Origin of the sequence: Streptomyces galbus (assembly GCF_005280195.1) — a bacterium.
Classification (GTDB): Bacteria; Actinomycetota; Actinomycetes; order Streptomycetales; family Streptomycetaceae; genus Streptomyces; species Streptomyces galbus.
In genome coordinates, this window is record NZ_SZPR01000037.1 from 1 (window position 1) to 14,723 (window position 14,723).

Below are 14,723 nucleotides of genomic sequence, written 5' to 3' on the forward strand. Positions count from 1 at the left end.
GGGCGGCGGTGTCGTTCCACCGTTCCACCACCCGCACCCGCTCCTCCGCGTCGCACACGTCCAGCTCCGCGACCGTCCGTCCCGCGGGTCCGGTCACCACGGCCGACAGCAGGTGCACGAACGACCTGCGGTAGGCCGCCAGGTCCACGGACCCGGCCTGCGCGGCGTCCAGCGTGAAGTCGAAGCGCAGACCTCCGCCGTCGCCGATCGTCACGGACAACGTCAGATCGTCCGCCGTGCCCCCGGTCGACAGCAGGTGGCTCACCGCGGGCAGACCGGCGAACGTGGTGCGCTCGTCCAACGGCACGATGTTGACCACCGGACCGAACCGGCTGCGGCCGCGCGCCGGCCAGCCCAGGTCACGCAGCAGGTCGGTGTCGGCGTACCGCTGGTGCCACTGCGCGCGCAGGCTCTGTGCGGCCACCCGGGCGGCCAGGTCCTCGCACGTCTCCCGCGGGTCGATCCCACAGCGCAGCGGCACGGTGTTGGCCGCCATGCCCGGGGTGCGGTGCGAGCCCGGCGTCACCCGGCCCGGTACCGGCAGCCCCAGCAGCACGTCGGAGCCGCCCGCCCACAGCCCGCGGTGCAGCACCGCCACCGCCAGCAGCGCCTGTTGCCAGGTCACCCGGGACCGCTCCGCGAAGCCGTCCAGGGCGTCGCGCAGCCGCCGGTCGACCTCGGAGACGTCCCGCACGATCCCGGAGGCCGGGCCGTGCGCGGCGGTCCCGTCGGACGCCGAGTCCCGCGCCGGAGTGTCGCCGGTGCCGCCCGCCGTGGCTGAGGCCGCGGAGGCGGCCGGTCCGCCGGGCGGTTCGGCACCCTCCATGAGGCGGGCCCAGTACGCCCGGTCCCTGCGCCGGGCCGCCGAACCGGCGTACGCGGCCTGTTCGTCCAGCAGTACGGCGAACGACCCGTACGGCGTGCCCCCGTCGCCGCCGGCGGCCAGGGCGGTGTAGATCTCGGCGGCCCGCCGGCGCTGGATCGAGGCGCTGTACCCGTCGTGCACCAGGTGGTGCACGCGGTGGTACCAGATGAAGTGCTCGTCGCCGAGGCGGAAGAGCAAGTGGGTGAAGAGCGGGCCGAGTTCGAGGTCCGGCGGGGACGCGAGGTCGGCCCGCATCGTGCGCATCGCCGCCGCGGCGGGATCGGGCTCCCCGCTGACGTCGTACAGGCGCGGGGTGAAGTCCGCCTCGGCGGCGAAGTACTGCTGCGGGACGCCGTCGGCCTCGGTGAACCGCAGCCGGGTGGTCTCGTCCTCGGCCACCAGGGCCGCGACCGTCGCCCGGAGCAGCTCCGGGTCGGCGGGACCCAGGATGTCCAGGTAACCGCCCATGTTGAAGACGGGGTTGGCGGGGTCGAGGCGCTGGGCGTACCACACGCCCGCCTGAGCGGGACTGAGCGGCCGTCGTACTCCGGCTGCCGGAGCGGACATAGGAGTTCTCCCTGTGCTTCGGTGGATGGGCCCGGGTCACTGCCGCCGCAGGACGGCGTCGAGGATGTCCCGCACCGTGGTGATGCCGGTGACCTCGGCGTCCTTCAGCTGGAAGCCGAAGCGCTTCTCGACCTGCACGAGGATCTCCACGACGGACATCGAGTCGATGCCGAGGTCGGCGCCGAGGGCGGCGTCCAGGGTGATGGGGGCGTCGGTCTCCGCGACCGCCTCCTGGATCGTCGTGCTGATCTGCTCGAGGACGGCGGAGGTGTCGGCGGCGGGGGCTTCGGCGGTGGTCATGGGTCTCTCCTGTCGGTTCTCGCCGGGCGGGGTCGCCCGGCGGGGGAGGGGTGCGTGGACGGGGTGGGGCGTGCGGGACGCCGACGCGGCGCGGGTGCGCTGCGTGCGGTGGCCTGTGGGACGAGGGCGGAAGGGTTTCGCCCGGCGTCCCGCGGACGGGGTTGTCCGACGGCCCTACGAGCGGCTGCCGGGCGGGCCGGGAGGTTCAGGTGGTGGTGAGACAGCGGTCAGGTGGGGTCAGGTGGTCGGCGCGAGCCGCGGCTTCCGTGAGTGGTCAGGTGGTCGGCGCAGGTCGTGGCTGCCGTCGGTTGTCGGGCGGACGGCTCAGGCGGTGGCTTCCGTGCCCACCGCGATGTCGGGCCAGACCAGGGTCGTGGCGCCCCAGGTCGCCCCGCCGCCGAAGCCGGCCAGGACCACCTTGGCGCCGGGCCGCAGCGCACCGCTTTCCAGCGCGTCGACGAGCGCGAGGGGGATGGAAGCGGCCGAGGTGTTGGCCACCCGGTCGACGTTGCTGAACGCCTTCTCGGGCGGCAGGCCGACCTCGCCCGCGGTCGCGGTGAGGATCCGCTCGTTGGCCTGGTGCGCCACCAGCAGGTCCACGTCGTCCACGGTCCACCCGGTGCGGGCGACGACGTCCCGGGCGGCCTGTGCCATCCGTTGCACCGCGTGCCGGAAGACGAGCCGGCCCTCCATGCGCAGATAGCTCGCGACCGGGTCCGGCGCCACCCCCGCGGCGCGCTGCCGCGAGCCGCCGGACGGGGTGATCAGCGTGTCCAGGAGAGACCCGTCGCTGCCGGTGGTCTGGGCGAGCAGCCCGCCCGGTTCGTCGGGCGACCCGGCGCGCAGGACGACCGCGCCGGCGCCGTCGCCGAAGATCGGGGCCGTCACCGGGTCGTCGTGGTCGACGATGGTGGAGATGGCGTCGGCACCGATGACCAGGCCGCTGCGGAACGCGCCCGAGGCGATCAGCCCGGTGCCCGCCGACAGGCCGTAGACGAAGCCGGAGCACGCGGCGTTGAGGTCGAAGGCGGTGACGGTGCCGAGGCCCAGCCGGGTCGCCACCGACGGGGCGGTGGACGGGAACGTGTGGTCGGGGGTGCAGGTCGCCAGGATGACGAAGTCGACGTCCGGGTCGCCGCACGCGGCCAGCGCCCGCCGCCCGGCCCGGACGGCCAGGTCGGAGGTGGCTTCGCCGGGGGCCAGCACGTACCGCTGCTCGATCCCGGTGCGGACGCGGATCCAGTCGGGGGTGACGTCCAGACGCCGGGCCAGTTCGTCGTTCTTGACCAGGCGGTCGGCCGTGACGGCTCCGATGCCGGCGATGACGGCCGTGACGCCGCCCGTGCCGGAGCGCATGTCTTGGGACAAGGGTCCTCCTTGGGCCTGAGGCGTTCTTCCGGCCGGGCCCGACGCGTTGCCGTCAGTGGGCCGAAGACCGTGGAAGCCCATCGAATACCGGCGCCGCGGCCCCCAGCGGCAGTTCCTCCGGCACTCCGGGAGCAGCTGTGGCGGCGGGCCGCTCGACCCCGTCCCGCCACACCGCCCGGACCAGCTGCAGCACCTGGAACCGGGAGCGGCCCGGCCGGTGACCGGGCCGCACCACGCCCCTCAGCAGCAGGTCGCGCACCAGGCGCCCGCACTCGGGCAGCGTGCGCCCGGTGAGCGCCATCACGTCCTCCAGGCCGAACTCGCCGTCCCCGGCGCACACCGCGTCCAGCAGGTCGCGCCGGCCGGGGTCCAGGTCCCGCAGGCCCCGTTCCAGGCAGGCGCGCAGCCGGGCGCCCTCCCGGGCGTCCGTGAGGTGGTCGAGCAGGGCGCCGGGGTCGCTCGCCAGGCACTCGCGCAGGGTCTCCACGTCGTAGACGACCAGCCAGTCGGCGGCCGCGCGCAGCGCCAGAGGCAGTCCGTCGAGGTGCCGGCAGATGTCGGCGACCGCGCCCGCGGTCCCCGCGTCCAGGACGAAGTCCGGTTGTACCCGGCGCGCTTGGGCCACGAAGAGCTGGACGGCCGGCATGCCCGCCAGCTCCTCGGCGTCGGCCGCCGCACTGTCTGCGGCGTCGTCCGGCGTGGTGAGTGGGGCCAGCAGGAACACCCGCTCGCCGGGGGCCTCCGACGGGCGGTCCGAGGTGATCAGCACCCGCAGGTGCGGGCACTGGCGCAGGAGGCGGGTGAGCCGGTCGGAGTGGGGCCGGTCGGGGGCGCCGTCGACCACCAGCACCGTCGGGTGGTCGCCGACCAGCTCCAGGAAGGGCGCGGGATCGGCGTCCGCCGTGGCCAGCAGGTGCTCCACGAGGGCGCGCACGGGCCCGGCGTACTCCTCCCCGTCCGGGTCGGACCGGTACTCGCCGGCGGTCCCGGGCACGGCGTGCCAGAGCACGGGCAGCTCCGCCTCCCCGTGCAGCCGGGCCGCGACCTCCAGGGCCAGCCGCGTCTTGCCCACACCGCTCAACCCCACCACCGTCACGAGGCGTTCGGCGCCGGAGACGAGTTCATCGGTGAGCACCCGCGCCTCGGCGTCCCGCCCGAACAGCGGGTGCGTCGCCTGCGGGGGCACGGGCGGCGCGGTCACGAACCGCTCGTGCAACGCGGCCGAGCGGCGGCCCTGGTGCGCCGCGGACTCCAGGTCGGCCCGGGCCTTGGGCCCCAGCCGCAGACCGTCGGCTATCAGCCGTACGGTGTCCGTGCGCGGCCGGGTGGCGCGCCCCTGCTCCAGGTCCCGGATGGCCCGGACGCTGATCGTCGACAGGTCGGCCAGCTCGCGCTGGGTCAGACCGATCCGCAGGCGGTGGCGGCGCATGAGGCTTCCGAACTGCGGCGGAACGTCGGCGGTTCCGGGTGCGGCGCTCGTGGTCATGTCTCGGTCCCTGTCCCCTCTGGTTCGTCGTGCGAGGCCGGCGGACGACCGCCGTGCCGGTGGCCGTTCGGTCTCCTCACCCATCATTCGGGGGGCGCTATCCGGCCGACATCACCGTGCGGACGGGCCCGAGTTAGCGCGGGGAGACGTGATAGCGGCCGGTGATAGCGCCGGGATAGGCGCGGGGACGGTGCCGGAATTCCGCTGCTTCCTAAGTTGAAGTCATCGCAGCGAACGGAACTGCGAAGCCCCCGAAGGACCGATGAAGGGACACCTCCCATGCGCATCGCCCAGGCTCTCCGGATCACCGTCGCCACCACCGCCCTGGCCGGCACGCTGCTGCTGGGCGCGCAGATCGCCCACGCCGACGACCCGGCCGCGCCGACGCACACGGGGGTCTCCACCACCACCCCGGGCACCGGGGGCACCGCCGACTCCGTCGCCACCCCCTCGCCCACGGCCACCACGGGCAACAACCCCTGGGACTGACCCGGCCGTAGGGCCGCCATCTTCGACCGACCGCCTCCTGGCCGCCCTCGACAGGGCCCCACCGGGCCAGGAGCCAGCCATCGGGCGTCCCTCGAGCAGACGCCCCGATCGGGCCGAGGCCTCCACCCGGCCGATCTCCGAACGTCGTCGGGCTGGGCCACATCAGGCGCCCCTGCAGGAGCCGCCGACCGCCCCCCGTCAGGAGCCTCTCTAGGAGCCGCCGACCGACCCCCGTCAGGCGCCTCTCTGGAAGCCGCCGACCGGCCCCCGTGAGCCGGCTCCCCTCTTGGGGTCGCCGATCACCCCCGTCAGCCGCCCCGACCGGGCCTGCCGACCCCCCCGCCAGCCGCCCCTCCGGGCGTCGCCGAAGCCCCCCGTCAGCCGCCCTCCAGTCGGCCCTGCTGTCAGGCCGGCCCGTCCCCCGGAAGCAACGAGGACGCCTGACCGTACGACCCGGCCGGCAACGGCAAGGACGGTGCGGGCGTCGTGAAGTCCTGAGGCGTGAGGCGCGCGACCGGCGCGGTGGCCGCGAGGTCCGTCCGGTGCCGCGGTGCCGGCACCCCGGCCGCCCCCTGCTCGACCGGCGCCAACAGAGCCTCCGCCTCCTGCAGTTCGCGGGACATCCCCCGGTCCCGGAAGGTCGCCACGGCCGCCTGAAGCAGGTCCGCGGTGGCGCCCGTACCGCCCGGGCCGTCGCCGAGGCGCGCCAGGTCCAGGCGGACCACGGCCGCGCCGCCGACGTCCATGATCTGCTCCCGCACCGCGAGGGCCCGCTCCAGCAGCTCCCGCGCCTGGGGCAGGCGTCCCATCCGCACGTGTGCGTCACCGAGGTCCCGCAGCAGGTGCCCCTCGCCGATGACGTCCCCGCTCTCCCGCACCATGTGCAGGACCTCGCTGAACGTCTGCGCCGCCCGCTCGTGTTCGCCCCGCTGCACGAGCACCTGGCCGACCCGGCGTAAGGCGCGGGCCTGTCCGCCGGTGTAGCCGACGGAGCGGAACACCTCCAGCGCCTCCTCCAGTTGCATGTGCGCCTCCGCGGTGCGGCCCCGGCGCATCCAGATGTGGGCCCGCTGGGTCAGCACGATCGCCCGCCCCACCACGTCGCCGCCGCGCTCGAAGTCGCGCAGGGCGTGCGCGTACAGGTCGAGCGCCTGGTCGTCGTCACCCTGGAAGCGGGCGAGCAGCGCCAGGTCGCGGCGGCACAGCGCCCGGCCGCTCGCGTCCCCCAGCCGGTCGAAGAGGTCCAGGGCCGACGTCAACGAGGCCTGACTCTGCGCGGCCTGACGGCGGCTCAGGTAGAGGGTGCCCATCGAGGTGAGCAGCGCCGCCGTGCCGCGCAGGTTGCCCGCGCGGCGCGCCGCCTCCAGTGCGACGGTGTGCGTGCGCTCCCACTGGTCGAGGTAGCCGCGGGCCTCGAACAGGGTCACCAGCGTCGTCGCCAGGTCCCAGGCCAGCTCGTCCAGCCCCTCCTGGGCCGCGTGCTCCACGGCGTGGCACAGGTTGGCCTGCTCCTGGTCCATCCACTCCAGCGGATCGGCGAGCAGCGCGTCGACGTACGCGGCGGGCGGGTGCCAGCGGCGGGCGCGGCCGTGCAGCACCGTGTAGTCGCCGCCGTAGATCTTGCTGTGCGCGCGTTCGGCCAGCGCCAGCCAGCCGCCCAGCATGCGTTCGACGGCGGCCGTGCGCTCCTGCTCGTCGCCGTGCGCGACGAGCAGGTCCCGGGCGAACACCCGGATGATCTCGTGGAAGCGGTACCGGAACTCCCCGGTGTGCTCCACGCCGACCACGTCGAGCATCTGCACGTCGACGAGGGGTTCCAGCAGGTCGGACGGGTAGGGGCGGTTGTCGTCGAGCAGTGCGCCCGCCAGCCAGCCGGGCAGCGCCGGGCCGTGGGCGAGGGAGAGCAGGCGCAGCAGGCGCTGCTCGGTGGCGCCGAGCCCGTCGTGGGTGAGGGACAGGCTGGCGCGCATGGTCATCTCACCGTGGGTGAGTTCGTCCAGCCGGTTCCGCTCGTTGGCGAGCCGGTGCAGCATCGAGGCCAGCGACCAGTGCGGGCGCGCGGCCAGCCGGGCGGCGACGATCCGCAGGGCCAGCGGCAGGCCGCCCACCGTGCGCACCAGCGCCTGCGCCGCCTCGCCCTCGGCCGCGACCCGCTCGGGCCCGATGATCCGCCCGAGGAGTTCCTGCGCCTGGCCGGTGTCGAGGACGTCGAGTTCGATGCGGCGCGCCCCGGGCACCCCGGTGATCCGGGTGCGGCTCGTCACGATCACCGCGCAGGTGCTGGTGCCGGGCAGCAGCGGGCGGATCTGGCTCTCGCTCGCCGCGTCGTCGAGGACCACCAGCACCCGGCGGGTGGCGAGCAGCGTCCGGTACATCTCGGCCCGCTCGTCGAGGGAGTCGGGCAGCACCGGGCCGGGGATGCCGAGGGCCCGCAGGAAACGGCCCAGCACGTCCTGCGCGGAGACCGGGACCAGGCCGGTGCCCCGCAGGTCGCAGTAGAGCTGGCCGTCCGGGAAGTGCGCGGCGCTGAGCCGGTGCGCCACGTGCGTGGCGAAGGTGCTCTTGCCGATGCCGGGCTTGCCGATGATCACGGCGATCCCGACGGCGCTGCGGGTGCCGCCCTCGGCGAGCAGCGAGGTGACGGTCCCGATCAGCCCCTCGTCCCCGACGAAGTCGGCGGTGTCCGCGGGAAGCTGGTGCGGGACGCGCTCGCGGGCGGGAGCGGCGGAGGCGGCGTCCGCGCCGGACTCCGCCTCCTCCTGCTGCTCCCGGCCGTCCGGCCGGGACGAGCCGGCGGGTCTTCGCGGGGCCTCGGCCGCCTCGGGGGCCGCGCTGAGCGTCGCGTCGCCGGTGAGGATCGCCGACTCCAGCCGCTTCAGCTCCTCGCCGGGCTCGAGGCCCAGCTCCTCCAGCAGCAGGGCCCGCGCCGTGCGGTACGCCTCGAGCGCCTCGGCCTGCCGCCCCGACCGGTACAGGGCGAGCATCAGGTGACCGCGCAGCCGCTCGCGCAGCGGGTGCTCGTGGACCAGGCGGCTGATCTCACCCACCAGTTGGTGGTGCCGGCCGAGGTCCAGCTCCAGTTGCAGATACGTTTCCACAGCGGTCAGCCGCTCTTCGTCCAACTGCAGCGCGCGACCGCGCAGCGCCTCGCTGGGCACCCCGTCCAGGCACGGTCCGCGCCACAGGGACACCGCCGAGCGCAACAGGTCGGCGGCCTCGGCGCAGCGGCCCGCACGCACCAGGCCGCGCGCCTCGGTCACCCGGGAGCCGAAGAGGCGTACGTCCAGCAGCTCGTCCGGCGCGTTCAGGACGTAGCCGGGCGCACGCGTCGTGATGGGGGCCTCGACCCCGGCGTCGGTGATGGTCCGGCGCAGCCGTGACACGCAGATCTGCACCTGGGTGCGGGCCGTGCCCGGCGGGTCGTCCCCCCAGATGAGGTCGACCAGTTGGTCCGTCCCGACGACGCGGTTGGACTCCAGCAGCAGCGCCGCCAGGACGATCTCCTGGCGGCCCGGAGGGATCCGCACATCGCCGCCGGGACCCCGCACCTCGACCGGGCCCAGGATGTTGAACACCGTCCGCTGGAGTTCGGACCGGTCCGGGACCAACGCATCGATCATGTGTCTCCCAGCTCAGACGCGGCCCGTGCGGGATGCAGCCGTATGCAGACATCAGTCATGGCACCCATGTCCGACTTCGACGGGTCACCGCGACGGACCACAGTGTCACTGACCGGACAGCGCCTTGTCCATGGAGCCAGGGCCTCCCTCAACAGCAACTTGTTGCATGGTGCATGAGCGGGGACGGGGGAGGTCCGGTGAAGCAGTGACGGTGCGTGATAGTGACGCGATAGCTTCCCGATGCGCTGGAGCGGGAGGGTGGCCCAGGGCTCGCGGCCGGGCCCGGGAAAGGATGTGCAGCATGACGACGCGCGACATGACCGGGGGTGCGGTCAGCGGCGCCGTGACGGCGGCCGGCATCGACCACGTGCGGCTCTCCTACCACTACCTGGACATCGGTGACATCGACGGCTACGGCTCGCTCCTCGCCGACGACATCCGCGTGGTGCGCCCCGACGCGCCGCTGCGGGCCGGCCGGGAGGAGGTGCTGAGCCTCCACCAGGACGCCCTGGTACCGCCCGGCACCCACCACATCGAGGAGATCGTCGCCCAGGGCCACAGCGTGGTGGTGACGGGACGCCTGACCCCGCCCGCCGCCTCCCGCCCGGACGGCACGGCCCGCGACCTGGAGTTCGTGGACTGGTTCACGCTGACCGACGACAGCATGCTGCGGGGCTACCGCCGCTACTACTTCACCGCCCCGTCCTGACCCGGGCGGACGGGCCCACCCGCCGCCGGCACGCGGGGCGTTCCCGGCCCGCTGCGGGTACGGCTGCCGCCACGTCCCCGGCTACTGCGACTCGGCGAGTGCCTGCTGCGTGGTGGCGTACAGGGGCAGGACGGTGGTCAGCCGGGTGAGTTCCAGGATGCGGTGGACCTCCGGCTGGGTCCCGGCGAGCCCGAAGGCGCGCCCCGCGTCCGTGCGGCGGCGATGGAGGTCGACGAAGGCCCCCAGGGCGCTCGAATCGCAGAAGTCGACCTTGCTCAGGTCGAGCACGAGCAGCGGGACTTCCTGCATCTCCTTGGTGGTGAGGTGCCCCAGGAGCTGCGGGGTGGTGTGGTAGTCGATCGGGCCCTCCACCACGACGACGGCGTGCCGCGCGCCCCGGCGCGAGACGAGCGAGAGCGTCGGACCGGTCGGGGTGGGCAGGAGGGCGGCGTCGGACGGAGCGGTGCCGCGGGGCTCCGCGGCCTCGTGGTCGTGGGGCACGGTCATGGGGCTCAGCTCCCGGAGGTCCGAGGGGGGCGGGGTGTGCGGTGTGGTGCGGCCGGACACCGGCCGGGGCGGGTCCTCATGAGGTGCTGACCTCCGCCCACACGACCTTGCCGCCGTCGATCAGTCGGGTGCCCCACCGTGCCGCGATCGCGTCCACCAGGAAGATGCCCCGGTGCCCGAACTCCTCGGGCCGCGAGACGATGAGACGGGGCTGGCGCGTACTGCTGTCGGTGACCTCCAGGACGACACGGTCGGCGCTGCGCCGCAGCTCGACCCGCAGGGGCGTCCGGGCGTGGCGCACGGCGTTGGCCACTATCTCGTCGGTCACCAGCATGAGGTCGTTCGCCAGGTGCCCCAGCCCCCATTCACGCATGGTGCGCGAGACGAGGTCACGGGCGTCGGGGACGGCGCCGGAGACCGGCGGGTACTCGCGGACCACGGCGAGCGTCTGGTGGGCGGAGTCCTCGGGCCGGTACAGGTACAGCATCGCGATGTCGTCGTCGTGCTGCCCGCCGGCCAGGGTGTCCAGCCAGGAGTCGCAGTCGGCCTCGATCTCGCCGACCGGGCCGGCCAGCAGCTTGCGCAGTTGGCGCAGCCCCTCGTCGATCGGCCGGGACCGGCGCTCGACCAGACCGTCGGTGTACAGCAGCAGCCGCGCCCCCGGTGCCAGGTGCGCCTCCTGCTCCGGGTAGGCGCGGCGCCCTACCCCGAGGGGCGGGCCGATCTCCTCGTCCAGGAACCGCACGCTGCCCTGAGCGTCGCGCAGGACCGGCGGGAGGTGGCCCGCCACCGCGAGCCGGAGGCGGGAGCGGTGCCTGTCCAGCACCGCGTAGGCGCAGGTGGTGATGCATCCCGGTGCGATGTCGTCGACGATGACGCTCAACTGCTCCAGCACCTCGGACGGCGCGAGGCCGAGTTGGGCGTAGGCCCGGCAGGCGGTACGGATCTGGCCCATGATCGCTGCCGCCCGGACGCCCTTGCCCATGACGTCACCGACGACCAGGGCCACCTCGCCGTCGGGCAGCGGTATGAGGTCCATCCAGTCGCCGCCGGCGCCGCGGCTGCGGGCCGCGGGCAGGTAGCGCGACGTGGTGACGATCCCGTCGACCTTCGGCAGCGTCGGCAGCAGGCGCCGTTGCAGCTCCATGGCCGCTTCCCGCTCCTGGCGGTACGTCTGCGCGTTCTGCAGGGCGATGGCGGCCTGCGACGCGATGCCGGTGACCAGGCGCTCGTGCCGCTCGGTGAACCGGCCGGGCTCCGGGTGGCCGAAGAAGAACCCGCCGAGCACGGTGCCGCGGGAGACGACGGGCACGGCGAGGTAGCTGCGCACGGGCAGGTGCCCCTCCGGCATCCCGTGGTGCGGGGCGTTGTGCCCGTAGCGCGGGTCGGTGGTGATGTCGTCCGAGCGTACGACCCCCAGGCCGCGGAACGTGTACTCGAACACCTGGGTGTTGCGCGGCATGGGGAACTTGTCGAACGCCGAGCGGTCGACCCCCGAGATCACGTACAGCAGGTAGGACTCGCCGGTCTCGCCCAGCACGTTGTAGAAGAAGGCGCCGAAAGCGGCTCCCGACAGGCGGGTGGCGGCGTCGGAGGCGTGCTGGACGAGGGTGTCGAGGTCGAGTTCCGCGGCCAGCGCGCTGCCCACCTCCTGGAGCAGCTCGACGACGGCGGCCTCCTCCCGCAGTTCGCTCTCGCGGCGCCGCAGCTCGTCCTCGGAGCGCCGCAACTGCGCGCTGGTGGAGCGCAGTTCCGTGACGGCCGACTGCAGCTGGGAGGCGCGCCGCGTCACCAGGGCCTCCGTGCTCGCGGTCAGGGCACCGGCCGCCTCGAGCCGGGCCTCGGCGGAGTGCTCGCCGGCCGACAGCAGGGCGAGGCGCACGCTGTGCGCGAGGGGGCGGAAGAACTCGGTGATCCGGGCCGGCAGCTCCTGGTCGACGACGAGGGCCACCGCGAACCAGTGGCCGGCGTGCACGGGCCCGGCGAAGGCCAGGAGACGGCCCGCCCCCTCCGGCACGGACGGCGCCGAGGACGCGACCGCCGCGGACGTCCCGTCCCGCTGTACGGTCCGCTCCCCGTCCGGGTCGAGCAGGGCGACGTCGATCTCGCCGGCCGGGTCGCCGGCACCGTCGGCGGGCCACAGCCCGGCGTCCCGCAGGGACCGCAGCAGGAGTGAGGAGTCGAACGGCCCGGCGACGCCCGGCGCGGAACCATGGGGCGCTGCCGGCCCGGCGGTCCGAGGACCCTCGTCGGCGCCCCCGAACTCCCACACCGCGAGCGGCCCGTCGCCCGTCGACGGCCACCCCGGGTCGGCCTGGCCGCCGGGCCGGTCGGCGGGGCGGGCGAGGAACACACGCGCCTGCGCGCACGCCGGCTCGCCGTGCCGGTCGACGAGGCTGGTGCGGAAGAAGTCCGCGAGGCGCTGGGCGGCGGCATGCGTCGATCCGGCGCCGTCGACCGCCTGCCGCAGGTGCGTGCCGGCGGCGACGGTTTCGGCAAGGTCGAAAGCGGACACGTCGAACCGCGTGCCGTGTTGCGCCATGCTGCGTCTCGTGCCCGGAGACGGTGGAACCATGCGGGTCACCTTAATCCACGACGGGACGGCCCCCTGCCCGGTGGTCCCGGCGTCACCCCCCGGGGTGCCGGACGACGGGTCACGGTTCATGGTGCCGGCCGAGCAGGGCCCGCAGCGGTCTCCAGAGGGCCGGCGGGGCCGCCAGGACGTCGCCGCTGTGCGGCCAGGTGCCGGGCGTGGGACCGCCCAGGTCACCGACCGTGCCCCCGGCCTGCTGGACGAGCAGGACACCGGCCGCGCAGTCCCACGGCTGCAGCCCGGGCGCCCACAGGGCGTCGGCGCGACCGGAGGCGACCTGGGCGAGGGCGGCGGCCGCACTGCCCCCGCGGCGCAGGTCGCGCACCCGGGGGAGGAGGGCGCCGACCGTGGGACCGGCACGCTGGCGCTGGTCGGGCCGCCCGAAGTTGAGCTCGACCAGGGCCCTGCCGAGGTCGTGCTGGCGGAGCGGTGCGACGGGGGTGCCGTCGGCGACAGTACGGGCGCCGGCCCGGGCCTCGGTCAGCAGGCCGAGCGCGGGCTCGATCACCACGCCGGCGAGCAGCCGGTCGCCGTCGGTGTCGACCGCGGCCACGCTGACCGCCCAGTCCGGCCGTCCGTACAGGTAGTTGGTGGTCCCGTCGATCGGATCCACGACCCACCGCACGCGACCTCCCCCGACGGTGGTCCCCTCCTCTTCCCCCAGGACCGCGTCGTGCGGGCGGTGCGCGGCCAGGACGTCCCGTACGGCGCGCTCGGTGTCCCGGTCGGCCTGGCTCACCAGGTCGTCGGGGCCCGCCTTCTCCTCGACGAGGAGCCGGTGGGCGCGGTCGAGCCAGGAGGTGGCGGTACGGGCACCTGCCCGGGCCGCCTCGCGTGCCAGGCCCAGCAGGTCAGCGTCGTCCACCGGCGTCCCTCCGCAGGGCGTCCCAGGTGGCCTGCCCCACCACGGCACGGACGAGGGGCGCGCACAGGGCGGTCGCGAGGGAGCGCACCGGCCGGGACACCCCGCCCATCGTGCTCGGGGAACGGCTGCTGAAGACGAGGTAGGCGGTCATGACGGCCAGCCAGGGCAGCAGGGCCGCCAGGGGCCGCGGCTGTGCGGTGAACACGAGGACCAGTACCTGCAGGACGGCCCCGGCGAGCACGGCTGCCGGACGCCGTCCCGCGAGGCGGACCGCCGCCGCGGTGGTCAGGGCCCCCAGCGCGGCCGCGAGCGCGGCGCGCCCCGCCGAGGCGGGCGTGACCAGCAGGGACCCGGTCGCGGCCGCCGCCGTGCCCGCGATCAGCAGCGCCACGTTCCACGGGGCGGCCCAGGAGGTGCGCCGGCGCAGCGGTGACCAGTCGGCGGGCGCGGCACCACCCGTGTGCGGCGGGAGCCAGCGCACCAGCGCCAGGAGGTGTTCCCGTGCCTGGTCGGCTCGTGCCGACCAGACCGGTTCGCCGCGGTCGGACGTGGCGAACGCCAGACTCTCCAGGAGCCACCTGCTGGTGACGAAGGCGGTCCCGAACGCCCACAGCGCCACGGCCGCCGACACCGCGAGGGCCGGGCGGCGGCCCAGGTCGACGGCGAGGGCCAGTCCGGCCATGCCGCGCACCACGTACCCGGCGCCCACCACGACCCACAGCGCGACCACGGCGGGCCGGGCGGGGGGCGGGACCGCCGCCGTGCGGCCCGTGCCCCGGGCACGCAGGCCCTCGTACACGACGGCGACGCCGAAGACGGCCACGGTCAGCGTCGTCAGGACACTGCCCAGGTGCAGGCCCGGCAGGGCCAGTGCCAGGACGGCGACGATCCCCAGACGTGCCGCCGCGACCGTACCGCTCGCGGTGACGCGGGCCCGCACGCGCTCGACCGGTCCGGGCAGCCGACCGCGGTCACGCTCGGCAGGGTGCTGCTGGTCGGCGACGAACCCGCGGATGTCGTTCCACTGGTAGCGAGCCGGATAGACGAGCAGTTCCAGGGCGCCCCAGACGATCAGGGCCCGCACCAGGGACCGTCCCGTCACGTCCGCGCCCGCGGCCAGGGCCAGGAGGAAGGTGAACGGCATCAGGAGCGCTTTGAAGGCGTCCTTGGGGCGTGGCATCGCCAGGTATCCGCAGACCGAGCGGGGTCGCGACCCGCGCGCCGGAGCGGTGGCCCGGCCGGTCCGGTCCTTCGCGTCCGACCGCTCCTCCGGCCGAGGGGGCACCTCGCGCCGAGGGGTGGCCGGCCGACGCGGTGCCTCGAACGCCGACACGGCGGAGCCGTGCGCCGCCTC

At 74.8% G+C, this 14,723-nt stretch carries 11 protein-coding genes; 2 read left to right on the forward strand and 9 right to left on the reverse strand.

What is annotated here, in order from left to right; translation table 11 throughout:
* The 4 genes from E4U92_RS33820 to E4U92_RS33835 form a co-directional block, all read right to left on the reverse strand.
* A partial coding sequence (locus E4U92_RS33820; protein ID WP_241681793.1) for a condensation domain-containing protein occupies positions 1–1,432 on the reverse strand: 1,432 nt, incomplete at its 3' end.
* A 36-nt stretch (positions 1,433–1,468) separates the two neighbouring features.
* The gene (locus tag E4U92_RS33825) at positions 1,469–1,732 is read right to left on the reverse strand and encodes an acyl carrier protein (protein ID WP_137304276.1); all 264 of its coding nucleotides are present in this window, start codon (positions 1,730–1,732) and stop codon (positions 1,469–1,471) included.
* 324 nt (positions 1,733–2,056) lie between these two features.
* Positions 2,057–3,100, reverse strand: coding sequence for a beta-ketoacyl-ACP synthase III (locus E4U92_RS33830; protein WP_308433330.1), 1,044 nt, complete (start codon positions 3,098–3,100; stop codon positions 2,057–2,059).
* 52 nt (positions 3,101–3,152) lie between these two features.
* Positions 3,153–4,586 (reverse strand): helix-turn-helix domain-containing protein, encoded by a 1,434-nt coding sequence (locus tag E4U92_RS33835; RefSeq protein ID WP_137304277.1) that lies wholly within the window; start codon positions 4,584–4,586, stop codon positions 3,153–3,155.
* 279 nt (positions 4,587–4,865) lie between these two features.
* On the opposite strand from E4U92_RS33835, the gene E4U92_RS33840 reads away from it, so the two are divergent.
* Entirely contained in the window at positions 4,866–5,075 is a 210-nt protein-coding gene (locus tag E4U92_RS33840) for a hypothetical protein (protein ID WP_137304278.1), read from the forward strand.
* Between the two features lie 404 nt (positions 5,076–5,479).
* Here E4U92_RS33840 and E4U92_RS33845 read toward each other — a convergent pair whose 3' ends face one another.
* Positions 5,480–8,695 carry an AfsR/SARP family transcriptional regulator gene (locus E4U92_RS33845; protein ID WP_137304279.1) on the reverse strand — a complete coding sequence of 1,072 codons (3,216 nt, stop codon included), beginning with the start codon at positions 8,693–8,695 and terminating at the stop codon, positions 5,480–5,482.
* 301 nt (positions 8,696–8,996) lie between these two features.
* Between E4U92_RS33845 and E4U92_RS33850 the strand changes: the two genes are divergently transcribed.
* Positions 8,997–9,404, forward strand: a complete 408-nt coding sequence (locus tag E4U92_RS33850) for a nuclear transport factor 2 family protein (RefSeq protein ID WP_168374877.1) — start codon at positions 8,997–8,999, stop codon at positions 9,402–9,404.
* Between the two features lie 81 nt (positions 9,405–9,485).
* Here E4U92_RS33850 and E4U92_RS33855 read toward each other — a convergent pair whose 3' ends face one another.
* From E4U92_RS33855 to E4U92_RS33870, 4 genes are all read right to left on the reverse strand, one after another.
* Positions 9,486–9,911, reverse strand: a complete 426-nt coding sequence (locus E4U92_RS33855) for an STAS domain-containing protein (RefSeq protein WP_137304281.1) — start codon at positions 9,909–9,911, stop codon at positions 9,486–9,488.
* Positions 9,912–9,987: 76 nt separating this feature from the next.
* The gene (locus E4U92_RS33860) at positions 9,988–12,453 is read right to left on the reverse strand and encodes an ATP-binding SpoIIE family protein phosphatase (RefSeq protein ID WP_168725259.1); all 2,466 of its coding nucleotides are present in this window, start codon (positions 12,451–12,453) and stop codon (positions 9,988–9,990) included.
* A 112-nt stretch (positions 12,454–12,565) separates the two neighbouring features.
* A complete protein-coding gene (locus tag E4U92_RS33865; protein ID WP_168725260.1) occupies positions 12,566–13,369 on the reverse strand; it encodes an inositol monophosphatase family protein in 804 nt (267 codons plus the stop codon).
* The gene (locus E4U92_RS33870) at positions 13,356–14,549 is read right to left on the reverse strand and encodes a hypothetical protein (RefSeq protein ID WP_137304284.1); all 1,194 of its coding nucleotides are present in this window, start codon (positions 14,547–14,549) and stop codon (positions 13,356–13,358) included. Before E4U92_RS33870 ends, E4U92_RS33865 begins: the two co-directional genes overlap by 14 nt.
* Between the last annotated feature and the right edge of the window lie 174 nt (positions 14,550–14,723).

Coding starts and splice junctions, on each gene's coding strand:
- E4U92_RS33825 (WP_137304276.1), bottom strand. CDS start 1,732: ATGACCACCGCCGAAGCCCCCGCCGCCGACACCTCCGCCGTCCTCGAG.
- E4U92_RS33835 (WP_137304277.1), bottom strand. CDS start 4,586: ATGACCACGAGCGCCGCACCCGGAACCGCCGACGTTCCGCCGCAGTTC.
- E4U92_RS33840 (WP_137304278.1), top strand. CDS start 4,866: ATGCGCATCGCCCAGGCTCTCCGGATCACCGTCGCCACCACCGCCCTG.
- E4U92_RS33845 (WP_137304279.1), bottom strand. CDS start 8,695: ATGATCGATGCGTTGGTCCCGGACCGGTCCGAACTCCAGCGGACGGTG.
- E4U92_RS33850 (WP_168374877.1), top strand. CDS start 8,997: ATGACGACGCGCGACATGACCGGGGGTGCGGTCAGCGGCGCCGTGACG.
- E4U92_RS33855 (WP_137304281.1), bottom strand. CDS start 9,911: ATGACCGTGCCCCACGACCACGAGGCCGCGGAGCCCCGCGGCACCGCT.
- E4U92_RS33860 (WP_168725259.1), bottom strand. CDS start 12,453: ATGGCGCAACACGGCACGCGGTTCGACGTGTCCGCTTTCGACCTTGCC.
- E4U92_RS33870 (WP_137304284.1), bottom strand. CDS start 14,549: ATGCCACGCCCCAAGGACGCCTTCAAAGCGCTCCTGATGCCGTTCACC.